This window comes from Marinobacter sp. SS21, assembly GCF_028369065.1.
Taxonomy (GTDB): Bacteria; Pseudomonadota; Gammaproteobacteria; order Pseudomonadales; family Oleiphilaceae; genus Marinobacter.
The window spans coordinates 362,686-386,324 of the sequence record NZ_JAQNDA010000001.1 but is presented as its reverse complement, the minus strand read 5'-3'; the positions used below and the strand labels follow the sequence as shown (position 1 = coordinate 386,324).

General features: G+C 63.2%; 24 protein-coding genes. 10 read left to right on the top strand and 14 right to left on the bottom strand.

Features of this window, described 5'->3' with window-relative positions:
• Positions 1–57 precede the first annotated feature (57 nt).
• The 11 genes from N6L25_RS01735 to N6L25_RS01685 all read right to left on the bottom strand — a co-directional run bounded on the left by N6L25_RS01735 (position 58) and on the right by N6L25_RS01685 (position 9,914).
• Positions 58–1,854, bottom strand: coding sequence for a hypothetical protein (locus N6L25_RS01735; RefSeq protein ID WP_271977306.1), 1,797 nt, complete (start codon positions 1,852–1,854; stop codon positions 58–60).
• The gene (locus N6L25_RS01730) at positions 1,847–2,113 is read right to left on the bottom strand and encodes a hypothetical protein (RefSeq protein WP_271977305.1); all 267 of its coding nucleotides are present in this window, start codon (positions 2,111–2,113) and stop codon (positions 1,847–1,849) included. The genes N6L25_RS01735 and N6L25_RS01730 overlap by 8 nt, the downstream gene beginning before the upstream one ends.
• Before the next feature lie 2 nt (positions 2,114–2,115).
• Complete coding sequence (locus N6L25_RS01725) at positions 2,116–2,859, bottom strand: hypothetical protein (protein ID WP_271977304.1); 744 nt, start codon at positions 2,857–2,859, stop codon at positions 2,116–2,118.
• Positions 2,860–2,883: 24 nt separating this feature from the next.
• Positions 2,884–3,753: a type II secretion system F family protein gene (locus N6L25_RS01720; protein ID WP_271977303.1), complete on the bottom strand. Its 870-nt coding sequence runs from the start codon at positions 3,751–3,753 to the stop codon at positions 2,884–2,886.
• Positions 3,746–4,663: a type II secretion system F family protein gene (locus N6L25_RS01715; RefSeq protein WP_271977302.1), complete on the bottom strand. Its 918-nt coding sequence runs from the start codon at positions 4,661–4,663 to the stop codon at positions 3,746–3,748. Before N6L25_RS01715 ends, N6L25_RS01720 begins: the two co-directional genes overlap by 8 nt.
• On the bottom strand, positions 4,641–5,819 hold the full coding sequence (locus N6L25_RS01710) for a CpaF family protein (protein ID WP_271977301.1): 1,179 nt from the start codon (positions 5,817–5,819) through the stop codon (positions 4,641–4,643). The genes N6L25_RS01715 and N6L25_RS01710 overlap by 23 nt, the downstream gene beginning before the upstream one ends.
• 13 nt (positions 5,820–5,832) lie before the next feature.
• On the bottom strand, positions 5,833–7,038 hold the full coding sequence (locus tag N6L25_RS01705) for a hypothetical protein (protein ID WP_271977300.1): 1,206 nt from the start codon (positions 7,036–7,038) through the stop codon (positions 5,833–5,835).
• Between the two features lie 4 nt (positions 7,039–7,042).
• Positions 7,043–8,209 (bottom strand): type II and III secretion system protein family protein, encoded by a 1,167-nt coding sequence (locus N6L25_RS01700; protein WP_271977299.1) that lies wholly within the window; start codon positions 8,207–8,209, stop codon positions 7,043–7,045.
• A complete protein-coding gene (cpaB, locus tag N6L25_RS01695; protein WP_271977298.1) occupies positions 8,199–9,065 on the bottom strand; it encodes a Flp pilus assembly protein CpaB in 867 nt (288 codons plus the stop codon). The genes N6L25_RS01700 and cpaB overlap by 11 nt, the downstream gene beginning before the upstream one ends.
• Positions 9,066–9,159: 94 nt before the next feature.
• Positions 9,160–9,648, bottom strand: coding sequence for a TadE/TadG family type IV pilus assembly protein (locus N6L25_RS01690; protein WP_271977297.1), 489 nt, complete (start codon positions 9,646–9,648; stop codon positions 9,160–9,162).
• 29 nt (positions 9,649–9,677) lie between these two features.
• Complete coding sequence (locus N6L25_RS01685; protein ID WP_271977296.1) at positions 9,678–9,914, bottom strand: hypothetical protein; 237 nt, start codon at positions 9,912–9,914, stop codon at positions 9,678–9,680.
• Between the two features lie 284 nt (positions 9,915–10,198).
• Between N6L25_RS01685 and N6L25_RS01680 the strand changes: the two genes are divergently transcribed.
• Together N6L25_RS01680 and N6L25_RS01675 are read left to right on the top strand one after the other, a co-directional pair.
• The gene (locus tag N6L25_RS01680; protein WP_271977295.1) at positions 10,199–10,678 is read left to right on the top strand and encodes a DUF6231 family protein; all 480 of its coding nucleotides are present in this window, start codon (positions 10,199–10,201) and stop codon (positions 10,676–10,678) included.
• 411 nt (positions 10,679–11,089) lie between these two features.
• Positions 11,090–11,518, top strand: a complete 429-nt coding sequence (locus N6L25_RS01675) for a PEP-CTERM sorting domain-containing protein (protein ID WP_271977294.1) — start codon at positions 11,090–11,092, stop codon at positions 11,516–11,518.
• A gap of 46 nt (positions 11,519–11,564) precedes the next feature.
• On the opposite strand, the gene N6L25_RS01670 is transcribed toward N6L25_RS01675, so the two are convergent.
• On the bottom strand, positions 11,565–11,810 hold the full coding sequence (locus N6L25_RS01670; protein WP_271977293.1) for a hypothetical protein: 246 nt from the start codon (positions 11,808–11,810) through the stop codon (positions 11,565–11,567).
• Between N6L25_RS01670 and N6L25_RS01665 the strand changes: the two genes are divergently transcribed.
• From N6L25_RS01665 to N6L25_RS01645, 5 genes are all read left to right on the top strand, one after another.
• Positions 11,809–12,213: a YkvA family protein gene (locus tag N6L25_RS01665; protein WP_271977292.1), complete on the top strand. Its 405-nt coding sequence runs from the start codon at positions 11,809–11,811 to the stop codon at positions 12,211–12,213. The two genes, N6L25_RS01670 and N6L25_RS01665, sit on opposite strands and share 2 nt — an antisense overlap.
• Positions 12,210–12,935, top strand: a complete 726-nt coding sequence (locus N6L25_RS01660) for a sulfite exporter TauE/SafE family protein (RefSeq protein ID WP_271977291.1) — start codon at positions 12,210–12,212, stop codon at positions 12,933–12,935. Before N6L25_RS01665 ends, N6L25_RS01660 begins: the two co-directional genes overlap by 4 nt.
• 104 nt (positions 12,936–13,039) lie before the next feature.
• Positions 13,040–13,816, top strand: coding sequence for a flagellar motor protein PomA (pomA, locus tag N6L25_RS01655; protein ID WP_271977290.1), 777 nt, complete (start codon positions 13,040–13,042; stop codon positions 13,814–13,816).
• A 6-nt stretch (positions 13,817–13,822) separates the two neighbouring features.
• Positions 13,823–14,737: a flagellar motor protein MotB gene (locus N6L25_RS01650; protein WP_271977289.1), complete on the top strand. Its 915-nt coding sequence runs from the start codon at positions 13,823–13,825 to the stop codon at positions 14,735–14,737.
• A gap of 234 nt (positions 14,738–14,971) precedes the next feature.
• Positions 14,972–16,180 carry an ammonium transporter gene (locus N6L25_RS01645; RefSeq protein ID WP_271977288.1) on the top strand — a complete coding sequence of 403 codons (1,209 nt, stop codon included), beginning with the start codon at positions 14,972–14,974 and terminating at the stop codon, positions 16,178–16,180.
• A 7-nt stretch (positions 16,181–16,187) separates the two neighbouring features.
• On the opposite strand, the gene N6L25_RS01640 is transcribed toward N6L25_RS01645, so the two are convergent.
• Complete coding sequence (locus N6L25_RS01640; protein ID WP_271977287.1) at positions 16,188–19,322, bottom strand: efflux RND transporter permease subunit; 3,135 nt, start codon at positions 19,320–19,322, stop codon at positions 16,188–16,190.
• Positions 19,322–20,554 (bottom strand): efflux RND transporter periplasmic adaptor subunit, encoded by a 1,233-nt coding sequence (locus N6L25_RS01635; protein WP_271977286.1) that lies wholly within the window; start codon positions 20,552–20,554, stop codon positions 19,322–19,324. Before N6L25_RS01635 ends, N6L25_RS01640 begins: the two co-directional genes overlap by 1 nt.
• Positions 20,555–20,725: 171 nt before the next feature.
• Here N6L25_RS01635 and N6L25_RS01630 point away from each other — a divergent pair, with 171 nt between their 5' ends.
• From N6L25_RS01630 to proW, 3 genes are all read left to right on the top strand, one after another.
• Positions 20,726–21,154 (top strand): potassium channel family protein, encoded by a 429-nt coding sequence (locus tag N6L25_RS01630; protein ID WP_271977285.1) that lies wholly within the window; start codon positions 20,726–20,728, stop codon positions 21,152–21,154.
• Between the two features lie 138 nt (positions 21,155–21,292).
• Positions 21,293–22,483, top strand: a complete 1,191-nt coding sequence (gene proV / locus N6L25_RS01625; RefSeq protein ID WP_271977284.1) for a glycine betaine/L-proline ABC transporter ATP-binding protein ProV — start codon at positions 21,293–21,295, stop codon at positions 22,481–22,483.
• A 2-nt stretch (positions 22,484–22,485) separates the two neighbouring features.
• Positions 22,486–23,604, top strand: a complete 1,119-nt coding sequence (gene proW / locus N6L25_RS01620) for a glycine betaine/L-proline ABC transporter permease ProW (protein ID WP_271977283.1) — start codon at positions 22,486–22,488, stop codon at positions 23,602–23,604.
• The last annotated feature ends 35 nt before the right edge of the window (positions 23,605–23,639 follow it).

Here is a 23,639-nt window from a genome sequence, read left to right as displayed (position 1 = left end):
CTCCGTTAAATTCGCAATCCGTGCGTGTCTAGAGCAGCGCGGGCCACCTGATAATATTTAGTTGATGAGGTCAATATTCTCAATAAGTTGAACCAAGCGGCCCTGCTCGGCATGGGACACCGTCACACTGAGACCGCCGACGCCGACGCCCAGGGCCTGCAGCAGCGGTGCCACCACCGCCTCGGTCAGGTTGTCGGTGACATCGAACAGCAGGTCGGTCAGCAAGGGCTCAATCATCGCCACCAGCGGGGTTAGGTCCACTCCGCCCAAGGAACCCTGCAACAGGCTCAGATCGCTGACATTCAGCTTCAGCGCCAGTGCGGACAGACTGCCGCCGGGGTCCTGGTGCTCCAGGCGATAACAACCATTGCTGGGCGAGCAGTACAGGGGGTAGTTCGGATCGAGCATCACGGTGTCGGTGTCCCCCGGGATAGCCCCCTCCAGCTCGGCCTCCAGGTTGAGGATGGGATCGACGCTGAGCGCACCGAACAACAGGCTGATACGGCCAATCTCGGTATCGATTGGCTCCGGCACCAGGTCGCCGGTGCTGGTGTCGATCCGGCCGGTGGTCAGTTCCAGCACCTGGCGCTGTAACTCCATGCCAAACTCCACCGTGGTTTCCAGCCCCCGGGCACATCGGGTCGAGGTCAGGTAGCCGGTGCCGCCGCCCAGGTCGATGGCCAACGGAATGGTCAGACTGGCGATTTCGAACTCCACCAGGCCGAGCAGGTTGACCGGCAGGATCTGTGCCGCCACCTCCAGTTCCAGGCTGATGTCCGGCGCATAGAACTCACTGACCCAGTTGCCATCGCTGTTTTTGCGGGCAGTGGCACCGGCCAGGTACTTCGGCGCCCGGTCGACGAAGAGCCTGGCGTTCAGGCTCGCCTCGTCGATGGCCGCGATCAACGGCAATCCGGCGTCGCCCAGATTGGACAGGGACAGGGGCACGCCGTTCTGGTCTTGCTGCTCCCGGAGCACGTTCAGCAGCAGCGTGGTCACCAGCCCGTACAATTCGACCTGACTGTCACCCGGCACTTCCGTGCCTTCAACCACCGCCAGCACATCGGCAATCTGCAAGGTATCAATTCCGACCGCATGCACCATCTCATCAAGCAGCTCCCCGGCCGGTGTGGCGTTGCCGGCGATTTCCCGCAGCGCCGCCGCCAGGTTGTCCGCCGTCAACGGCAGCATGTCCTCGACGGTATCCACCCCCAGCTCGGCCAGCAGTTCCTCGATCTCGACAAAGGTGTTTTCCAGGCTGTTCAAACTGGTGGGATCAAGACTGTAGGAGGGATTCCCGAACGCCGCGCCCAGGACCCCACCCAGCAGCCCGGCGTTCACCCCGGCGGTGGAACCGGCCATGCCGATGGTGGCCTGCACCGCCTTGCGCGCCGCGGAGCGGGCATTCAGGGTGACCGAACCCAGCACCGCCTCGGGCAGCAGACGGGAAATGGACTGCTCGCTGCTCAGCGAGACATACACGGTGTTACTGGCGGCAATGTCGTCCACCGGTTGGAACGCCAGTTCCCCGGGCGCGCTGGGGTTATCCACCAACACACCAAAGCGCACCTCCAGATCATCAACCCCACCCTGGAACCCCTGGGCCTGGGCCGCCGCCAACGCCCGGTTCTTCATGGTCTCCAGCGAGACATCGACGCCCCCGCAGGACTGAGCCGCGTCCGCCCCAGCAGTGGCGGCGGCGTTGGCCTGATTCTGCAGGTCGTTCCGCACCCCATAGAGCCGAGCGCCGTCCAATGCCATCACCGACAGCAGCGCGATGGTGGTCAGCAGCAGCGGAGTGACAAAAATGAAGGCCCCCCGTTGCCGACGCACCGAGCCGGACTGCCTAGTCACCGCTCTTACTCAGCTCGGACAATGACTCCGGTACCGGGCGCCGGAAGGTTTCGGCAATCCGTTTCTGGCTGTCCACGTACAGCTGGGTGGACAGTTCGCCCTGCTGCGGCGCACCGGATTGACGCTGCCGGTCCAGCAGCCGCTGGGCTTCAGAGCTGGCCGGGGGCTGCGCGGGGGTGTCGGACAGGCCGGACGGATAACCGTCCGCGGCGGCCAGAACCGGGAGCATGACCGCCAGCAAAGCAAGACTGCGCTTCATATCTACCTCCTCAGGCGCTCGGCCAAACGGCGAGCATGGGCAAACTCATCGACACCGAAGTTGTATCGTTCGGTCAGCATGCGCAGACCCGGATCATTGTCGGTCAGCAGGTAGGCTGCCGCCAGGTTCTGCCGCACCGGGCCCTGACCATCGGCAAGTTCCAAGGCGGTGCGCAGTTCGTAGGCCGCGTGGTCGTATTCTCCGTTCATCAGCAGGGCGTAGCCGTAGTCGTTGCGAATGTTGGCGGAGGCGGGTGCCTCGGCCCGCGCAATCCGCAGTTGCCGGAGCCCGTCTTCAACCCGCCAGCTCTTGAGCAACACCATACCCAGACCATGATAGGCCTCGCCGGTGCCGCACTGATCCACCAGGGCCTGAAACAGGCGCTGAGCGTCCGACAGCCGCTGGGTGGAGGCCAACAATCGGCCCTTGCGCACCCAGTGACCGTGACTGTCCATCGGTTTGCCTTCCAGTTGCGCCAGCGCCGCGTACGGTTTGTTGCCCTCGGACAACCGATCCACCAGATCCAGGTGAATCTGGGCTTCAGGCTGCACCTGACGCCTGCAGCTCACCTCCAGCGGCGGCTCGCTGTCCTCCGAGCTGGCCTCACCGGCCGCGCCGGGCATACCCGCACACCCGGAAAGCCCGGCCAGCATCAACAGGGTCCCGGCCAGGCCGCCCAACCGATACAGCCGTGGTGCGGGCCAGCGAGGCCCAGAGACCTTGCGCGCAAGGTTTGGGTTGTCCATTCGGTCTTCCTTTTCTTGTCCTGGCTAACGGCCCAGGGTTTCTGCAATAGACATCACCGCCGGCCCACCGATCAGGGTAAACAGGGCCGGCAGCATGAACACCATCATGATGATGGTCATCTTGGCGCCGATGCGATTGGTGTCCTCTTTCAGTCGGCTGCGCTCGTTTTGCTGGGCCTCATGAATGATCTGGTCGAGGCTGCCGGACACCCTGGCCCCGAGCTTGCTGCTCTGCTTCATCAGCGCCACGTAGTTACGCAAAACCAGGATCCGTCGGTTACGGCCCAGTTCGTCGAGGGCCTCGGTGCGGTCCGCGCCGGCCTCCATCATGCGATTGAAGCGGTCGAGGCGACCGGACAGCATGGGCATCACCGGCCGTGCCTGGACCGACGCCAGCCGCAAGGCGCGCTCGATGGACAGCCCCGCTTCCATCAGCATGCGCGTCATGTGGCACAGCTCAATGGCTTCCAGATTCTGCTGTTTCTCGGCGGCGACGGCCATGGAGCGGATCAACCGCCGGGGCAGCAGGAACGCCACCACCGCCACCAAGGTGCCCCAGATCACGCCGGTGAGGGCAAAGCCGAACAGGATGGCCAGCGCCGGCATCAACCAGCACATCAGCAGGTAATCGGTGCGAATGCGTTCGTCGGTACGGCCGGTGATCTCCAGCGACTCCGCCATTTCCTGGTAGTCGCCGCGCACCGCCGCCAGCTCGGTGTACCAGGTGGCCAATCCGAAGATCCAGGATCGCGCCACCTCTTCGTCGCCGGCGGCCCGTCGATTCAGGCGGGCGTTTATCCGCGCCTTGAGGCGCCAGCGGGGGCCTTGCACCAGCGCCAGCCAGACCGCCGCAAACGCCAGCGCAAGGGCGACGAACGACCACAGGTTACTCACGCCCAACGCCCTGGATCATGCGCCAGATCATCATCATGCCCAAGAGCTGAAGGACACCGGCCACCATCAGCATCTTGTGGCCGGTACCGGTGTCGAGCAACACCCGGGAATATTGCTCATTGATCGTGACCATGTACAACGCCAACGCCGGCGGCAACACCGCAAAGGTCACCGCGGTGAAGCGGGTTTCGGCGGTGGCCGCCAGGAACTCGCGGCGCATTTCCTGCTGTGACCGCAGAGAATCCGCCACTTGCTGGAGCACCGGGCGAATGGAGGAACCAAACCGGGTGGTGGTGCGCAGGGCAATGGCCACCATCACCAGCGACGGCACTGAATAGATGGCGGCGAAATCCTCGAACAGGCGGGTATATTCCCGGCCGGCCTCCACTGCACTGCGCAGCCTGAACAGCAGCGGATCGAACACCGGCGGGGCGTCGTCAAAGGCGCTGATCAGGGCGTGCTCCAGGGATCGTCCGGCATCCACATTGCGAAGCACGGCATCGATCAGGCCCGGCAGTTCTTCGTGAATAATCCGGCGCTGTTTCTGAAAGCGTACCTTCCAGTAAACCCAGCCGGCCGACACCAGGAAGAACAGCGCCACCAGCATCACCACCAGCCCCTGAAACACCTGCAACGCCACCAGCACCGCCAGGGTAACCAGCCCCAGCAACAGCAACTGAGTCCGGCTGAGGTGGATATCGGCCCGCATCAGCAGTTTCTCCAGCGGCCCGACCGTGACCCGGGCGCTGCTGACGGGACTCGCCTCGCCCTGGGGGCTGAGCCGCTGCTGGACGCGGTTGGAAACCGCACGGCGCTGGCGCCAGAACGCCCATGACAACTGGATCATCACCAGCATCACCGTGGCCAGGCTGACCAGCAGAGAGAGCTTAAACCAGACCTGGCTGCTCATGATCCTGGCTCCGGTACAGAAATTCCATGTGGCAGGGATCGTCAGCCGTCGGCTTCATCGCCACCACCTCCTTGATGAAACGACGACCACTGGGCAAACGCACCAGCTGGACGATGATGTCCAGCGAGGAGCCGATGAGCCGTCCGATTGCACGCTCGCCGGCATCGTAGCCATTCACCGCCAGCAGCGTCTCGATGCGCACGATGGCATCCCGCGCCGAATTGGAGTGAATGGTACTCATGGAGCCCTCATGACCGGTGTTCATCGCCTGCAGCAGTTCGATGATCTCGCCGGCGCGGACCTCGCCGAGGATGATCCGGTCCGGACGCATGCGCAGGGCATTGATCACCAGTTCCCGGGCGCTGATGCGACCGCTGCCTTCGGTATTGGCCGGCCGCGTCTCCAGGCGCACGACGTGGGGGTGGCTCAGGGCCAGTTCGGCAGAGTCTTCAATAGTCACCACACGCTCGTCCCGCGGGATGTACTGGCTGAGCAGATTCAAAATGGTGGTCTTGCCGGTGCCGGTACCGCCGCTGACCAGGATGTTGCGCCGTGACTCCACCGCGGTAATCAACAGGTCCAGGCATTCCGGGCTCATCGAACCGCTGTTCACCAGATCGTGGGCACTCAGGTGCTTTTGGGTGAATTTCCGGATACTGATCGACGGCCCATCGATGGCAATTGGCGGAATGATGGCGTTGACCCGGGAGCCGTCCGGCAATCGGGCGTCCACCATCGGGCTCGACTCGTCCAGCCGTCGCCCCAGGGGTGAGATGATGCGCCGGATAACCCGGATGACATGGTCGTCGTCAATGAAACGCACGCTGGTGCGCTGCAGCACACCGGCAATCTCGACAAAAACATCTTCCGGGCCGTTGACCAGGATGTCGTTGACCCGGCGATCCGCCAGCAGCGGCTCCAACGGCCCGAACCCGGTCACTTCATCGTACAGTTCCTTGACCAGCAGATTCAGATCCTGGGTGGACAGCGGTACCCGGTGCTGCATGATAAAGCCGGTGACGTTGACCTCGACGAACTCCTGCAGCGACTCACGCTCGCTCTTGCCAACCTCCACGCCTTCTTCGTCCAGCCGTTCCACCAGGTAGAAATGGACGCGCTTCTTCAGGTCCTGGAATTCCTGATCCGTTCGGGCCACGATTTATTCCCCCTCACGCCCGGCGCGGCAGACGACTGGAGCTGCCAGCCTCGCCCACAGCCGCGGGGCGATCATCCATTCGTCGCATCAGGCTCTCCAACTTGCGGTTGTACACCGATCGCCGCGGCAGCTTGTGGATCGGAATTCCGGCGTTCTTGGCCAGCAGACGATTGGCCCAATCCAGCGGCAACGCGCCGGCGGCCTTGATGCCCACCGCAGCTTCCAGCTCGACCAGCCCCGGCGGCACCTTGTCCTCATAACCGTCCACCAGCAGCACCCGTTGACAGCCCCTGGACAGTTCCGGCGCCCATTGCTGGAGTTTGTCCCGGGCCAAATGAGCCTGCTCCACAATGGGATGAATGGCCATCACCAGGCGGGTGGCATGCAGTCCGACCACCTCAATCCAATGGTCCGCCACGGCCGGGTCAACGTTGACAATGAGGTGGTCGAACAGCCCCATCAACTGGCTGAAGGCGATGAACAGGTCGGCGTTGGAGGCCTCGGTAAGATCTTCCGGCGGCAGCGTCCCCGCCAGCAAACGCAAGCCTGGCACGTATTCCTCCAGCGCGGTGTCCACCAGGGTGTCATCGAGGGTATCCGGGTTATGCAGCAGGTTGCTCAGGTTGAAGCGGTTGTTGGCGTCCAGATAAAACACGTGGCGTTCGCTGGCGGCGGTATCCACCGCCAGGATGCGGGCATCGGGATGGCGCTTGCTGATGGCAAACGCCATGCTCTGGGTCAGGAATCGGGTATCCACAGTGGCGCTGACGCCGGTGAGCAGGGTCACCACCGGCCCCTGCCTGCGTTCACTCGCAGCCACACCGTCGCCCCGGCCATCCTCGCTGTCCCGCGACAGCAACACCTGGACCTGCGTGCGGATTTCCTCCGCATCACTGTCCGCCAGGAAGCAGTCCCGGGCCCCGGCACGCATGCATTTGAGGAGATGGTCCTGGGTCACTCGTTTGGCAATGGTCACCACTTTTAGCGCAGGGTGGGACTTCACCAAGGCGCTGATGACTCGCAGTGAACCGGTCGGGTTGGCCTCGTCCATGGCCACGAACACCAGCCGGCAGCCGGTGGCTTCCACCAGCTTGATCACCCGGGTCAAATCGGAGCTGGCCACGAACTCCACCGGCCAGGCACCGTCCAGGGTGCGTTCCAGCCACACCCGCAGACCGAGATCATCCGCCACGCAGACTACAATTTCCTGATTCGTCATACCCTCACCAACTCAGTCCGTGATTGACCGGCTCCGATCCCCTGGACGACTTCATCACCATATCGAGCCAATCCAGGCTGCTGTTGTGGTAGTCCACCGCGATGGACGCCGGTGGCGACTGGTCCGCGGACACCGGGGTCACGATGTGGGGCGTCACCACCATGATCAATTCCTTGTCCTCGCGGGAGATTCGGTCGGAGCGAAACAGTGCGCCGAGAATGGGGATGTTGCCCAATCCGGGGATGCGATCGCTGTTATTGATGGTGTTGCGACTGACCAGGCCACTGATGATGAAGGTCTCACCCGGGCCCATGGAAACGGTGGTTTCGGTGCGTCGGACCCGCAATCCCGGCACCGCGACCCCGCCCGTCTGCACGCCACTGGAGAAATCCAGCTCACTCACTTCCGGCGCCACCCTGAGGATGATCTGCCGCTGATCCACCACCGTTGGCGTCAGGCTGAGCCGGATACCAAACTCCTTGAATTCGATCTCGATGGAATCCTCGTCGCTGCCCACCGGAATCGGGAATTCCCCGCCAGACAGGAAGGTGGCCGACTGGCCACTGAGACTGGTCAATGACGGCTCCGCCAGGGTATAGGCAAAGCCGCCGGATTCCAGTGCATTGATGATGGTCAGGGAGTGGGCACCGAAACTGAACAGGTTGAAGCCGTCGGTGCTGAGGGGGGCCGCTGACGCGGCGCTGCCGAATCCACGGAAGCCATTGCCCGGGGGGGCAATGCCGATGGCGGACTGGCCGCCGTCGAACAGCCGGGCGTAGTACAGCCCCAGGCTGTTCAGCTCGCTGCGGTTTACCTCAACGATGCGAATGTCGGTCTGGACCTGGGTGCCAAAGGGCATGGTGGCCCCCAGCGTGGGCGCCACCAGCACCGGCGCCTGCAGCGGTTCCCGCTCGCCCCGCTGCCACACCGACAACAGGGTAGCGCCTTCGCCGACACCGGTGATAATGAGCTCGCGATCCCCGGACACCGATACCGCGGCAATCTGCGGATCTGCGGTGGCGACTTTGGTCAGCGGCTTGGGAAAATTCATCACCCGCTGCTCGCCACTGCTGAGGGAGACCGGGGCGCCGGGGTTACTGGCCTGTACACTGCCCATCCAGAACAGCGCGGCGACCAGCAGCGCCATCCGATTTACGCGATTAGCGAACATAAACACTCCTTTGTTCGGCGCCTTCAAACACCTGCACGCGACTGCCCGTCGGCCGACTCGGAGCGGTCCGCGGAGGCGGCGGCGGAGCCGGGAACAAATCCTTCAGATAGGTGGGCTTGGCAGGACTCACCGGTAACGCCGCCACATCGAGGGCTTCGCCGGTGTCCGCCAGTGCCGCCAGACGCAGCTCTCCCTCATTGGAGGCCAGCAACAGGCTAGCCACTTTATCATCCGGCACCGCCAATACCACGGAGGCATTACGACGGCGCTCATCCTCATCCACCGCGTCACCGGAGTAGGCGACGCCGCGAACGGCAATGACCACCACGTTTTCCAGCACGGTCAGCGCCGCCGGCTCGTTCTTGTCCGAGTTGCGGAACGAAGCGTAGACATTGACCTCATCCCCGGGCTTGAGCAGTCCGCCGACGCCCGATACATCGTTTACCGGGATCGCGATGGCCTGAGTGCCCGGCTGAAGCAATGGTCGCACCAGGCTGGCGGATTCGAACATTCCCTCCCGCATCAGCTCGCCGGCCCTGACCACATTGGAGACGACAGCGCCGAATTGAAGATCGTCGGCAAGGATGGCGCCGTCGATGGGGTGGTCCGAGCTGATTCTCTGGACGCTGGTGGCCTCCAACGCATCGCCGGGCGACATGGCGACGCGGGCAACCAGGTAGTCATAACTGGGTGCCGGAGGCGATGCCTCGACAACTTCGACGGCAACGTCGCCGGTAGCCGGGTCTGGCTGGGATTGTGGGGAATGGGGGGGGCGCAACACACCGACCAGCGCCAGCACCACCGCGACCAGTGCCAACAACAACGCCGGCAGCGTATACAACAACTTGGAATTCATAGGATTGATAATGCTCCCTGCTCGGCACGGTCCAAATACTCTAGCTCTTCCAGCTCCCAGGCCTGCCAAATACCAGGCCTCGAAGGTCGGCGTGTCAGATGGCGATCACCGACTGTACGGTGATGGTCTCCGGCAACGGCGGGAAGGCACCGAGAAAGCCGAAGCTCAGTTGTTTCACCAGCGGGCTTTCCTCACCGTTCACCCGTGCCTGAATGCTGCATTGCAGCAGATCGACACCGCCGCTGCTGACCATGGCGCAGCTGCTGGCGCCGTCATCCACCGCGTTCGCCACCGCGCCTGGCAGGCCCGAAACCACCGCCGCCAGGGTGCTGGTCGACAGCGTAGTCACCGCGCTTTGCAGGCTGTCGCTGTCGACCGCACGACTGCGGTCAACCCGCATGGCGCTGGCCACGGCCTTATCAACCGCATCCTGCAGCTGGTACTTGCTGTAAAACAGCACACTGTAAATCGCGGCGGCATAAAGCATGGCAACCACCAGCGGAAACAGCATGAGAAATTCCAGCGCGACCGAGCCCCGTTGATGAGCGCCGGCGATGCCAACCATCTGGCGAACCAAAACCATGGAATACCTGCGAAAGGGTTGAATGGGGCTCAACCGCCACCGTCAGCGCCGCCACTGGCCGCGTCGGTAAACAGCCCTTGGAAGGCTGTAACCAGGGTTGTCCTAACGGTTGTATCGGTAGCCAGCCAACCGACAATGATGATGATGGCCGCTGCCAGTACGATGTACTCCAGCGCGGAGGCGCCCTGCTGCTTGCCAGGCAGTTTCGTCGACTGCAGGGCAACAGCGACACGGCGGGACAGATCGGTTAAGCCGGACTCTTTCATGCTCGTCAACCCTCAACGGTTGTCTAAAGTAATGCCTATGCCACAAATATGGGCAGTTATTCTGCAAGCCGCAATCAGCCTGAGGCGGTATTTTGTAATGAATTGTCAAGTTCGTAAACCTGCCAATGGCGGCATTTCCGCCATGTTTGACTGATTTTGCCGCAGGTTACAACATGCAAATAAATGTGCGACATGTGTTCATAATTCTATGTCCGGCACGACTTCGCCCGCATTGGCCCACCATCGGCCAACCGAGCAACTCTAGAGCCGAGAAGAGGATCGTCATGAAAACCCTTCAGCAGGCCTTCGCCGCCATCACCGACAGCTGCCAACCCCAGACGCTTCTGAGTTGCGGCCAGTGCGCATCGGCCATTGCCGCCCGTTGGGCCGAGCACCACCCCAGCAGCAGCCACACCGAGCTGGCTCCGGCCCGGGCACTGTCAGCCTTCCCTCTGCCCCAGACCCACGACCTGGCCCTGCTGAGCGACATTCTGGAGCAACTCAGCGTCGTCGATGGCAGCCTGTTGCTGGGCCAACTCCGCAATTACGGCACCCATCAGATTGCGGTAGCGGTGACCGAGCAGGCTGCCTGGACCTTCCAGGACTTCATCGGCCTCGGCTTTACCCGTCAGGGTCGCATCGGCGACGGCGACCACGTTGCTCAGCTGTACACCTACAACATCGACAGCTACAACCATCGCCGCAGCTGGAACAACCCGGACCATTGGGCTAACCCGGACCGGTGGGGAAAGGCCTGGTGGTAGCTTGGCAGCTGATCGCGATTAAAACAACATGCTGTCACGTTCTATTGTCAGCGCTCTTCAAATCTCGGCACCTTTTTTTGAGTCTCCGAATTTTCGCCACAGCCCGGTGCGTCACTGACCAAACACATTTTGGTTAACCATCGCAGCACCGACAGTGAGCCGCTACTGCTCGGCAGCCAGTGAGGCAAGGGCATTTGCGGGCATCTGGCCAAGGTTTTGCAGGCGGGGACAGACTTGGCGTTTTTTACAGGGGATACCGGGTCAAACGTCAGCTTTATTTACATTGATCATTCAGGTCAATCGAGGCTTTTTTTACAGTTCATTGAATTGCAACAACTATCGGGTATTGGCAGCGCTAATGCATAGATCCTGAGGCAACGCACAACTTCTTTTTAGGGTGAGGATTTACCGATGGAACGCGTGATTCAATACCTAGTTGCAGTGGCATTGGCCATTGGGCTGGCGGGTTCCGCCAGTGCAACGCAAATGACCCTCGCCGAGCTGAGCTCGAAATACACCGACGTCTATGAAGCCGCCAACATCGACTTCAGCGACGGCTGCGTCTATTTCAGCTGCGCCGGCAACCTCTTGGTCAATGGATATGTTCAGGAGCAGCAGTCGTCCTCATCCGACGACTCATTCAGTGGTGGTCTGGTTGCTGTCTCAGGCGTCACTGAGCGGGAACCGCAAAAGACTCCGCTCAATGAAAACACTACTGAAGCACCTGCTAACCATGATAATCCGGAGATCGTTACCGTGACCGAGCCCGGCACGCTGGCCTTGCTGGCGCTGTCGATCATCGGCCTGGTGATGGCCCGGAAAAACAAGAAGGTCCATTGATACCGTTAACACGGTCACTCCCCGGCACCGCCCCGCGGTGCCGGGCTTACAGCACCTCAACCGTCGTCAGACAGCGCCGACAGGCCGACAGATAACCGGCACCGAACAGATTGTAGTGATTGAGGCACCTAATCGGCCGCTCCTCCTGCCAGTCCAGCACGCCCCAAAGCTCCCAGGCTTTCACCGGTATTCGATACGCACCTTCCGCCAACGAGGGCAACGGTGGTTGGCAACCGGCAAGCCATGGGGGAAGATGGGCGTACCACCATTCAGGGAGCGAACCCGAAGCCATGAAGCCGTTCAACCAGCACCGGGCTGAAGCAGAACTGCAGGCCGAAGCCAACAAAGTTGCCGAGGCCGACCTGGCGGCCTTGCTGGAACGCCAGCAACGCATCGAGCACAAAATCAAACGCAGCGGCAAACTCGCCCGCTTCAGCACGGATATCCGCCTGATGTTCGATATGCTGAGGGATTACTGGCAGGGCCGCTACCGGGCCGTGCCCTGGAAAACCGTTGCCGCCGTTGCCGGAGCACTGATCTACGTGCTCAATCCGCTGGACCTGATACCCGACCTCATCCTCGGCTTCGGCCTGCTCGACGATGCCAGCGTGGTCGCCGCCTGCCTGGCCATGGTGGAGTCCGACCTGCACCGTTATGCGGCCTGGAAGGAGCTGCAGGACCAACCGCAACCATGACCGACGCCGGCCTGCTGCAAATCCTGCTGGCCAATGGCGTGATTCTCGCCGGTGCCTGCCTGCAGGGTGTGGCCGGTTACGGCATCGGCACGCTGTGCGCCCCCCTGCTGTTCCTGATCTACCCCGCCTTCATTCCCGGCCCCTTGACGCTTAACGCGGCCCTGTTGACGGTGATGATGCTGGTGCGCAACCGGGCCAGCCTCAGCTTCCGCGACGTGCGCTTCGCCATCGGCGGCGACATTGTCGGCACCCTACTTGCCGGCTTCACCCTGATGGCGTTGTCCACCCAGGGCTTTGAGCTGGCCTTCGGCCTATTGATCCTGCTTGCGGTAGCCCTCAGCCTCGCCGGCCTGCGCCCTGGCCTGAACGCCCGCAGTAGCACGCTGGCGGGGGCCGCCTCCGGCTATATGGGCACCATCACTGCGGTGGGCGGCCCGCCCATCGCGCTGATCTACCAGGACCAGCAAGGGCCGCTGGTGCGCGCCAACCTGTCCGCCTTTTTCACCTTTGCCAGCTTCGCCAGCATTACCGCCCTCGCCCTGGCCGGCTTCATCCGGCAACGGGAGCTGGCACTGTTTCTGGTCACCGCCCCCGGGGTGATCGCCGGCTTTGCGTTGTCCGGCGCGCTGGTGAACCGGGTGCCCTTCCAGGCCATGCGCCCCCTCATCCTCACCATTGCCGCCCTGGCCGGAGGCGCCGCACTGGTGCGCGGCCTGACCTGAGCACCGATCACGTTCTGGCACAAACGGCCCCCTCAGGGCGTTGCGAGAGCAGGCAACGCCAACTATCCTTTGCTCTGATCAACAGCCAAGTGTTCGGAGCCACAGTGGATTTTGCCACCCTTATCGGCCTGGTCGGGGCCATCCTGCTTATTGCATCCGCCATCATTCTCGGGGCTGCCCCCGGGGTTTTCATCAACTCTGCCTCATTGCTGATTGTGGTCGGGGGCAGCCTGCTGGTGGTGCTGGCCAAGTTCAGCTTTGGCCAGTTCCTGGGCGCCTTCAAAGTGGCGGTACGGGCGTTCAAGTTCAAACTGCCGGACACCGAGGAGAGCATTGACGAAATCATCGACATCGCCCAGGTGGCCCGCAAGGAAGGGGTGCTGGGCCTGGAGAGCCGGGAGGTGAGCTCGCCGTTTTTGCGCCAGGGCATCCAGATGCTGGTGGACGGCCAAACGGCGGATACGGTCAAGGAGCTGCTGTCCAAGGAACGACTGATGACCCTGGATCACAACCGCTCCGGCGCCAAGGTCTTTGCCGCCCTGGGCGACGTCGCCCCGGCCATGGGCATGATCGGCACCCTGGTCGGCCTGGTGCAGATGCTGTCCAACATGGAAGACCCCAAGTCCATTGGTCCCGCCATGGCGGTGGCCTTGCTCACCACCCTCTACGGCGCCATGATCGCCACCATGCTGGCCGGCCCCATCGCCGACAAGCTGACCCTGCGGATGACCGAGGAGGCGCGGTTGCAATCGTTGTACACCGACGCCCTGGTAGCCATCCAGGAGGGCAAGAACCCCCGCATCATCGAACAGCTGCTGACCAGCTATCTGCCGCCGGACAAGCGGGAGCGTAACGGCAACGCCGAGGAGGCCGCTGGTTAAGCCATCATGGATGAACTGCCTGAAGAGGAAAAACCGGGCATACCGGCCTGGGTCGTCACCTTTGCCGACCTGATGTCGCTGTTGATGTGCTTCTTTGTCCTGCTGCTGTCGTTCTCCGAGATCGATGCCGCGAAATTCAAGCAGATTGCCGGCGAACTGGCCAAGGCCTTCGGCGTGCAGCGGGAGGTGCCGGTGCTGGAAGTGCCCATGGGGACCAGCCCGGTGTTCGATTCCTTCTCGCCGGCGCCGCCAGAGCCCACGGTGGTGAACGAAGTCCGCCAGACCACCTCGGAGCAGGCACCGGAGCTTGAGACGCTGCGCAGCCCCATCGATCAGCGCATCGAGCGGGAGATTGCCGAAAGCATGGCGGAAACCACCGCCAAGGTGGCCAAGGTACTGGATGAGGCCATCCGTGATGGCCGGGTGCAACTGGCCGAGGAAGAACGCCGCATCGTCATCCGTATCGAGGAACGGGGCTCCTTCCCGTCGGGCTCGGCGGACGTCACCTGGGAGTTCGAGGACCTGCTGCTGGACATGGCCGAAGTCTTCGCCGACATCCCCGGCCGGCTCACCATCGAGGGCCACACCGACGATGTGCCGATTCGCAGTTCGCGCTTCCAGAGTAACTGGGACCTGTCGGCGGTACGGGCTTCGTCGGTAGCCAACGTGCTGCTGGAAAGCGGCGCCGTGGCGCCGCCCCGGCTGGTGGTCAAGGGCCTGGCGGACACCCAGCCACGGGCGAGCAACGACACCGCGGAGTCCCGCGCCCAGAACCGGCGGGTGGAAATCATCATTGACCTCAATGGCCCCATGGAAGAACAGGAGGCACGCTTGCGCGAACTGATTGAAAGCGGCCAAAGCGAGACCCTGAGCCCGGATATCCGAACCGATTCACGCCCGCCCTCGGACCTGACCTGGTAACTACGCACCAATTTAGAACCAATTGGCGCATAGCGCCCTTATATTGCACTGTTTTCGTGCTTTTTTGGGTAGATACCCATCGCTCGCGCTTTCGAATGCCCCAAAATATGCCCGCAAGCTACTACCAACACTCAAAACGCTCCATTATGGAACACCGCTTGCTTGCTCCTGACGACTTTCATGCACAGCCCGCCCCAACGCCGGGGCGGTCAGACCCTCAGGAGCGATCAACCCGTGGATATCACGAGTGCAGTACACACCCTGACTGAAAGCGCAAACACGCTTTTTATCCTCATTGGCGCGATCATGGTTTTGGCCATGCATGCCGGCTTTGCCTTTCTGGAGGTGGGCACCGTCCGGCACAAGAACCAGGTCAATGCCCTGGTCAAGATCATGACCGACTTCGGCATCTCCGCCGTGGCCTACTTCTTTGTCGGCTACTACCTCGCCTACGGCAACCATTTCCTGAGTAGCGCCAGTGAGTTGACGACCGGCAATGGCTATGAGCTGGTCAAGTTTTTCTTCCTGATGACGTTCGCCGCGGCCATTCCCGCCATCGTCTCCGGCGGCATCGCCGAACGCGCCAAGTTCTATCCGATGCTGGTGGCCTCCGGCCTGATCGTGGCCCTGGTGTACCCGTTTTTCGAGGGCTTGATCTGGAACGGCAACTTTGGCTTCCAGGGCTGGCTTGAGTCCCAATTTGGTGCAAGCTTCCACGACTTTGCCGGCTCCGTTGTGGTGCATGCCGTAGGCGGCTGGATCGCCCTGGCGGCGGTGCTGCTGCTGGGCGCCCGCAACGGCCGTTACCGCAATGGCAAGGTGGTGGCCTTCGCCCCGTCCAACATTCCGTTCCTGGCGCTGGGTGCCTGGATCCTCACCGTGGGCTGGTTCGGCTTCAACGTGATGTCGGCCCAGACCCTCGATGGCATCAGCGGCCTGGTGGCGGTCAACAGCCTGATGGCGATGGTTGGCGGCGTACTGGTGTCCATGGTGCTTGGCCGCAAGGACCCGGGCTTTATTCACAACGGCCCGCTGGCCGGATTGGTGGCCGTGTGTGCCGGCTCCGACCTTATGCACCCGGTTGGTGCGCTGATCACCGGCGGCGTCGCCGGCGCGCTCTTTGTCTACCTGTTTGAATGGGCCCAGGCCAAGATTGAGCGCCTGGACGATGTGCTCGGGGTGTGGCCCCTGCACGGGGTCTGTGGCGTCTGGGGCGGTGTTGCCGCCGGCATTTTCGGCCTCGAAGCCCTCGGCGGTCTCGGTGGCGTGAGCCTGATGGCCCAGCTGATCGGCTCTCTCGCCGGCGTGGTCGTCGCGTTTGTCGGCGGCCTGGTGGTGTACGGCGTCATCAAGGCGATTGTCGGCCTGCGCCTGAGCGAGGAAGAAGAATTCAACGGCGCCGACGTCAGCATTCACCGCATCGGCGCCACCTCACTGGAATAATCCCCCTTCAGGCGGAGGGTTCGCGCGCGCCCTCCGCCAGCAACGGCTGCCGCCACTCGCGGAACTGCTCCAGATAGGACAGCAACGCCGGAATCACCACCAGCACCAGCAGCGTCGACAAACCCAGGCCAAAGGCAATGGAGGTCGCCATCGGGATCAGGAACTGCGCCTGCAGCGAGGTCTCGAACAGCAGCGGCAACAACCCGCCGATGGTGGTGAGGGAGGTCAGCAGCACCGCCCGCACCCGCTGCACCACCGCTTCATTCAGCGCCTCGTTGATGGTCAGGCCACGGCTGCGCTGCTGCTTGTAGAAGGTGACCAGGATGATGGCGTTGTTGACCACGATGCCAGACAGCCCGAACAGCCCGAACAGGGACAGAATGGTGAGCTGCAGGCCCATCAGCCAATGGCCCAGCAATGCACCCACCAGCGCGAACGGAATGATCGCCATGACGATCAGCGGCAGGCTCCAGGACGCGAACACCCACACCAGCACCACATACATCAGCCCCAATCCGATGAACATGCCGGTGCGCATGTCCGCCATGGTTTCACGCTGATCCGCCGACCGGCCCTCAAAGCTGTAGCGCAGGTTGTAGCGACTGACCAACGCCGGCAACACCTGCTCCTGCAGACTGGCCAGCGCCTTGTCCGCCGTCATCACCCGACTGTTCAGCGCCGCGCTTACTTCCACCGCCAAGGCGCCATCGGCGTGGCGCAGAGCCTGGAAGCCCTGGCGGTGGTCCAGCGTCATGACCTGGGCCAGGGGTACGAAGCGGCCATCCGGCAACCGCACCGTCAGCCGCGACAGAGTACTGAGCTGCTCACGCTGGTTTCGGGGCAGCTGCACCCGCACCTCCACCTCGTCGCGGCCGTCCTGGTAGACCTGGGCGATACGGCCGTCAAACGCCGCCCGTAGCTGACGCCCGAGACTTTCGGTGGTCAGCCCCAGGGCATCGCCAAAGCCATTCACCCCATAGATCAGCTGCTCCCGCCCCCAGGGCATGTCATCCTCCACATCCAGCACCCCGGGCAATGCGCGGACCGACTGAGCCAGATCATCGGCCGCCCGGCGCAGGGCCTCGGCATTGTCGCCGGTAAGCCGGATATTGATGTCCTTGCCCGGCGGGCCGGCACGACGCTCATCTATGGCCAGGTTCTCCAGCCCGGCCGGCAACCTCAGTCGCTCACGCCAGGCGGTGATGAATGCGGGATTACGGATCTGGCGGCGGTCGGACGGCACCAGCTCCACCATCATCGCACCCACTTCATCGCCGGTGCGGGCGCCAAACCCGGCAGACAGCGTGCGGCCGTGACTGGTGACGGCATGCAGGATCAAGCCGCCACCCAGCGCCGCTTCGGTCTCGTTCAGGCTGCGTTCCATTTCGACCAGGAAGGCATCCACCGTTTCCCGGTTGGTACCGGTCACGAAACTGGCGTTGGCGTAGAACACCGACGGCTCCGGCGTCGGAAAGAAATTGAATTCCAGCCGCCCGCCCACCAGCAAGCCCACCGTGACCAGGGTCAGTGCCAACGCCGAGCAGAGGGTCGCGCCCCGATAATGCAGCGTGGTTCGGGAGAATCGCCGGAAGGTGCCCTCGCGGAACCGCTCGAACCCCCGTTCGAAGCGCCGGCGCAGCGAGGCCACCGGGTTGCGCCGCTCCACCGCGGGCTTGCTGACGAAGGCGTGGCGCAGGTGCGCCGGCAGCACGATGAAACACTCCAGCAATGACGCCACCAGCACACAGATCATCACCACCGGGATGTCCTGCAGGATATTGCCGATGATGCCGCCCACCACCAGTAACGGCATGAACGCCGCCACCGTGGTCAGCGACGACGCCAGCACCGGCCACACCATGCGTTTGGCGGCGCCTTCGGAGGCGTGCATCGAGCCCTCACCCAGCCGCGAATGGGCGTCGGCGTCTTCGCCCACCACGATGGCGTCATCCACAATCACCCCCAGCGCCATGATCAGGGCAAACAGCGAAATCATGTTGATGGAGCCGCCCACACCCCACAGCACCGCCATGGCCGCCAGGAACGCGGTCGGTATCCCCACCGCCACCCACCAGGCCACCCGACCGGGCAGGAACAGGTACAGCAGCAGGATCACCAGCACCAAACCACCCAGGCCGTTATTGAGCAGCAACGAGATGCGTTCATCGATCAGTTGCCAGCTCTCGTCATACACTTCCAGCTGCACGGTCGGCGGCAATTGCGACCGGGTCTTGGCCAACCAGACAGCCAGTGCCTCCGCCGCCCGCAGCGAGTGACCGTTCTCCGCCCGGCTCAATCTCAGTTCCACCGCCGGCAGGCCATCCCGGCTCAGGGTAACCTGGCCGGCCTGGGGTTCCTGGGTCACCGTGGCGACGTCGCCCAGGGTGATGCGAACCCGATCGCTGCTGATCAGCGGAATACTGTCGAAGGCCTGGGCATCCCGGCGTTGCTCCACCGCCCGCAGTTCCCGTGTCGCGTCCTGCTGGCCCAGCAACCCTGCCGGCAGGTCCCGGGAGACCTCCCGCACCCGCTCGGCGATCTGGTCCAGTGACAGCTGCAACGATTCCAGCCGTTCCACCGGCACCTCGATGCTGACCTGCAGTTCCGGCAAGCCACTGATGTCCACCCGGTCGATGCCCTGGCGCAGCAGCTCGTCTTCAAACCGGTAGGCCAGCCGACGCAGCTCCTCGCCATCCAGATCACCATGGATCAGCAGCCGGGCCACCGGCTCATAACGTTCCACCCGTGCCACTTGCGGCTCTTCCGCGTCCACCGGCAGATTGGTGAACTCGTCCACCTGCTGGCGCACGTCGTCGAGCGCCTGAATGGGTTCGGTGCCTTCCTCGAACTCCAGGCTGATGCTGGCAATGCCCTGGGCGGAGGTGGAGGTCATTTTCTTCAGGCCGTCGAGATTGCGCAGCCGCTGTTCCAGCGGATTGGTGATGCCCTGCTCCACATCCTCCGCCGAGGCCCCGCTCCAGATCACCCGGACACTGACCACATCGAGGGCGAAGGTCGGGAAAAACTGAATGTTCATGCGAGTGAGGGCCAGCAGGCCGCCCAGCAGCATGGTCAGCATGACCAGGTTGGCGGCGACCCGGTGATGGACGAAGAATCCGATCACACCGCGACGCTGAGCCATCAGGGTGTCACCTCGTCCGCGATGTCCACCTTCAGCCCCTCAATGGCATTGGGCAGGTGAGTCACCACCAGCCGCTGGCCATCCGCCAGGTTCTCTCCACTGATCAATGCCCAGCGCTGGTCACCGGGTCGGTGCACCTCCCCCTGCCGCTGGACCTCGATGCGGCGCAGTCGCTGGTCCGCTGTCACCAGGTAGACGCCACTGTTACCGTACAACGCGCTGTAGGGGACGGCGACCGTCGAGGCAACCGCCGGGCGCTGCAGTACCACCGGCAACATGCCGCCCGGACGCAGCGAGCCCGCCTCGCCCAGTAAGCGGAAGATCGCCTCGGTACCGGACGGCGCACTCTCCCCGGCAAACCGTTTCATCTGGAACCGGTAGCGTCCCTCCGTGGCCACCGCCTCCAGTGGTTCGCCGCGGGCCAGCGCGGCAGCGAGCTCCTCCCGGTACACATGGGGCACCTGGGCTCGCAGCTCCAGACCATGTACCGGGTAGATCGACAGCAACGCCTGGTTACGGGCCACCTGGTCACCTGGCGCCGCTTGCAGACGGGTGATCACCCCGGCGAACGGCGCCGTCACCTCACTGCGGCTGACATCGCGCCGGGTTGCCGTCAGCTGCGCTTCGGCGCGGCTGAGCTGGGCCTCAAGGCGCTGTTGTCGCGTCGGGTGCTCCTGGATCGAGCGTTCTCGACCCGCCAGTACCAGCCGGGCCTGGGCCAGCGCATCCAGGGCATTATCCAGCTGGCCCTGGGATGCCAGATTCTGCGCCACCAGGGTTCGGGTCCGTTGCAGCTGGCGCTCGGCGTTCACCACTATGGCCTGCTCGTTCGCCAGCGCCTGTCGATCGTTGGCGTGGCGGATCGATTCCGAACGCAGCTGGGCTTCAAGATCCGCCACTTCCGCCTGGGCCTGCACCAGCAAGGGCGCGGTATCCGCCTCGGCCAGCGCCACCAGAACCTCGCCCGCGGCCACCCGCTGGCCGTCTGCCACCGGCCGGCTGGCCACCTGCGCCGCCACCGGTGCGGCCAGAGTGGCCATTTCCGGGGCCGTCAACTGGCCATACAGTGCCAGCTCGGGGCGATGTTGCCGCAAGGCGACCGCCATGATCTCCACCCGCCAGCTGCGCTCCTGGGCGGCAACCTGGGGCGGTTCCGGCCGGGTGAGTTTCAGGGCCATAAAACCGGCGAAGCCGAGAGCAAGCACCAGCAAGGGGATGAAACGTTTGAGCATAGATCCAGTCCAGCCTTAGGTTAGTCTTCGCCGGCAGAGGGCCGGGCCAACGAGATTGCCGCCATCCCCGATGCCTACGCCAACATAGCCAATGGGCGCCGGTTGCGAATCCCTCTTAAGCGCTATAATTCTGAAGTTAAATCCATTTCTTATGCAAACCGGAAGGCTTTTGTGTATCAGGCCATCGCTTTCATCTCGCTGCTCGTGGTGGTGACGGTATTCATTCACTACGAGTTTCTGCGCCGCCTGGGTCAGCTACTCACGCACTTTGGCCCCCATTACCACCGCAGCCGCATCCTGCTGGCGGTGCTGGGGGCTTTGGTCGCCCACGCCGTCGAGGTCTGGGTGTTTGCCGGCGGCTATTACCTGATGCACCACGGCGAGCGCTGGGGCCAGCTGATCGGTAATTTCAGCGGCAGCCTGCTGGATTGCGTGTATTTTTCGTTCACCGTGTTCAGTACCGTGGGCTTCGGCGACGTGGAACCGTTTGGCGCCCTTCGGTTCCTGGCGGGCATCGAAGCACTCACCGGCCTGATCCTGATTACCTGGAGCGCGTCGTTCCTGTTCATCGAGATGCAACGCCACTGGCCCCAGCGCTGAACGGCGTTCAGGCGTCTTCCTGCCCGATGGCCGAGGCTCTGCTATAGTTAGAGCTGTAAGCAATTTGTCAACCCGAAACGTTACCCGGCCCGTTTCGGGCTCGCCCTACAATAAAAAACACATAGGCCAGCAGTCGTTATGAAGCCCAAGGTTGTTGTCAAAAACCTGTACAAAATATTTGGTGATCACCCCGACAAGGCCATGGAGCTGGTTCGCCAGGGGGTATCGAAGGCCGATATTTTTGAGCAGACGCGGCAGACCATCGGCGTTATGGACGCCTCCTTCGACATTTACCAAGGCGAGATCTTCGTCATCATGGGGCTGTCCGGCTCCGGCAAATCCACCATGGTACGCCTGCTCAACCGTCTGATCGAACCCACCTCCGGTGAGGTGTGGATCGGCGACCAGGACATCTCCCGGTTGTCCGACAAGGCCCTGAACCAGCTCCGGCGCGACAAGATCACCATGGTGTTCCAGTCCTTTGCCCTGATGCCCCACCTCAACGTCATCGACAATGCCGCCTTCGGCCTGGAGCTGTCTGGCGCACCCCGTGACGAACGCCACCGCCGGGCCCGCCATGCCCTGGCCCAGGTAGGCCTGGAAGCCAACATCCGCAGCTATCCGGACGAACTCTCCGGCGGCATGCAGCAGCGGGTGGGGCTGGCCCGGGCGCTGGCTAACGAGCCGGAAATCATGCTGATGGACGAGGCCTTTTCCGCCCTCGATCCGCTCATCCGCACCGAGATGCAGGATGAACTGATCAAGTTGCAGGAGAACTCCGACCGCACCGTGGTGTTCATCTCCCACGACCTGGATGAAGCCATGCGCATCGGTGATCGCATCGCCATCATGGAGGGCGGCCGGGTGGTCCAGGTCGGCACCCCCGATGAGATCCTCAAGAATCCCGCCGACGACTACGTCCGTTCATTTTTCCGCGGCGTCGACAAATCGTCGGTGTTCACCGCCGCCGATGCCGCCCAGCGCAAGCAGGTCACTGTCATCGAACGGGAGGGCGCGGCCATTCCCGCTACTCTGGAGCGGCTGCGCCAGCATGAGCGCGATTACGGCTATGTCGTTGATCGTCAGCAGCATTACCAGGGGGTGGTGTCCATCGATTCGCTGATGGCACGCAATGGTGGTGACGGCCCGCTGTCCGAAGCGTACCTCAACGACATCGCGCCCATCCGCAGCGACACCTCGTTGCACGACATCATCGGCCTGGTGGCCGCTGCCCCCTGCGGCCTGCCGGTGGTCGACGAGAGCAACCGGTACCTGGGCGTCATCTCCCGGGCCTCACTGCTGCACGCCCTGGACCGGGAAGGTGACTGATCATGGCGGAAGAACGCAACGACGACGTGCCCTATGACGCCACCGGCGGCGCCAATCCCTGGGCCGATGTGACGGTGCCGGACATCCATGCCGACGCCCAGGGCGAAGCCGACCCCTGGGGCAGTGCCGGTCCGCAACAGACCAGCCCGGACAGCTGGCTGAGCCAATCCCAGACCATCCAGCGCCAGGAGAACACCTGGCAGGAACCGTTTCGCACCGAATGGTTCGACATTCAGGGCGGCGTGGAGGATGGCATCGACTGGCTGGTGGAAAATTTCCGGGTGTTCTTCCAGCTGATCAAACAGCCGGTGGATCTGGCCCTGGGAGTGTTCGACACCACCCTGCTCAGCATCCACCCGCTGATTGTGGTGGCGGCATTCGGCCTGCTGGCCTGGCAGCTGTCCAGCCTGCGCCTGGGGATTGCCGCCATGGCGGGCATGGTGGCCATGGGCGCCATCGGCGCCTGGAACGAAGCCATGACCACCCTGGCCCTGGTGATCACCTCGGTACTGTTCTGCCTGATGATCGGCATTCCCACCGGCATCTGGATGGCCAAAAGCGACCGGGTCGCCGGTGCGGTGCGACCGATGCTCGACGCCATGCAGACCACCCCCGCGTTCGTCTACCTGGTCCCCATTGTCATGCTGTTCGGCATCGGCAACGTGCCCGGCGTCATCGTCACCATCATTTTCGCCGTGGCCCCAGTAATCCGGCTCACCAACCTGGGCATCCGCCAGGTGCCGGCGGATCTGGTGGAGGCCAGCCGCTCCTTTGGCGCCAATCCGCGACAACTGCTGTTCAAGGTCCAGTTACCGCTGGCCATGCCCACCATCATGGCCGGGGTCAACCAGACCCTGATGCTGGCGCTGTCGATGGTGGTCATCGCCTCGATGATCGCCGTACCCGGCCTGGGGCTGATGGTGTTGCGGGGCATCGGCCGGCTCGACATCGGCCTGGCCACCGTAGGCGGCATCGGCATCGTGATTCTGGCCATCATCCTCGACCGGATGACCCAGGCCCTCGGCAAGGATTCCCGGGAACGGGGAGTACGTCACTGGTACCAGTCCGGTCCCGCCGGGCTGATTTATTCGCTGGTGAAGAACAAAGGCACCCAAGGATAGGCAACGACAGGTTCGACAACACACCCAGGCACGCA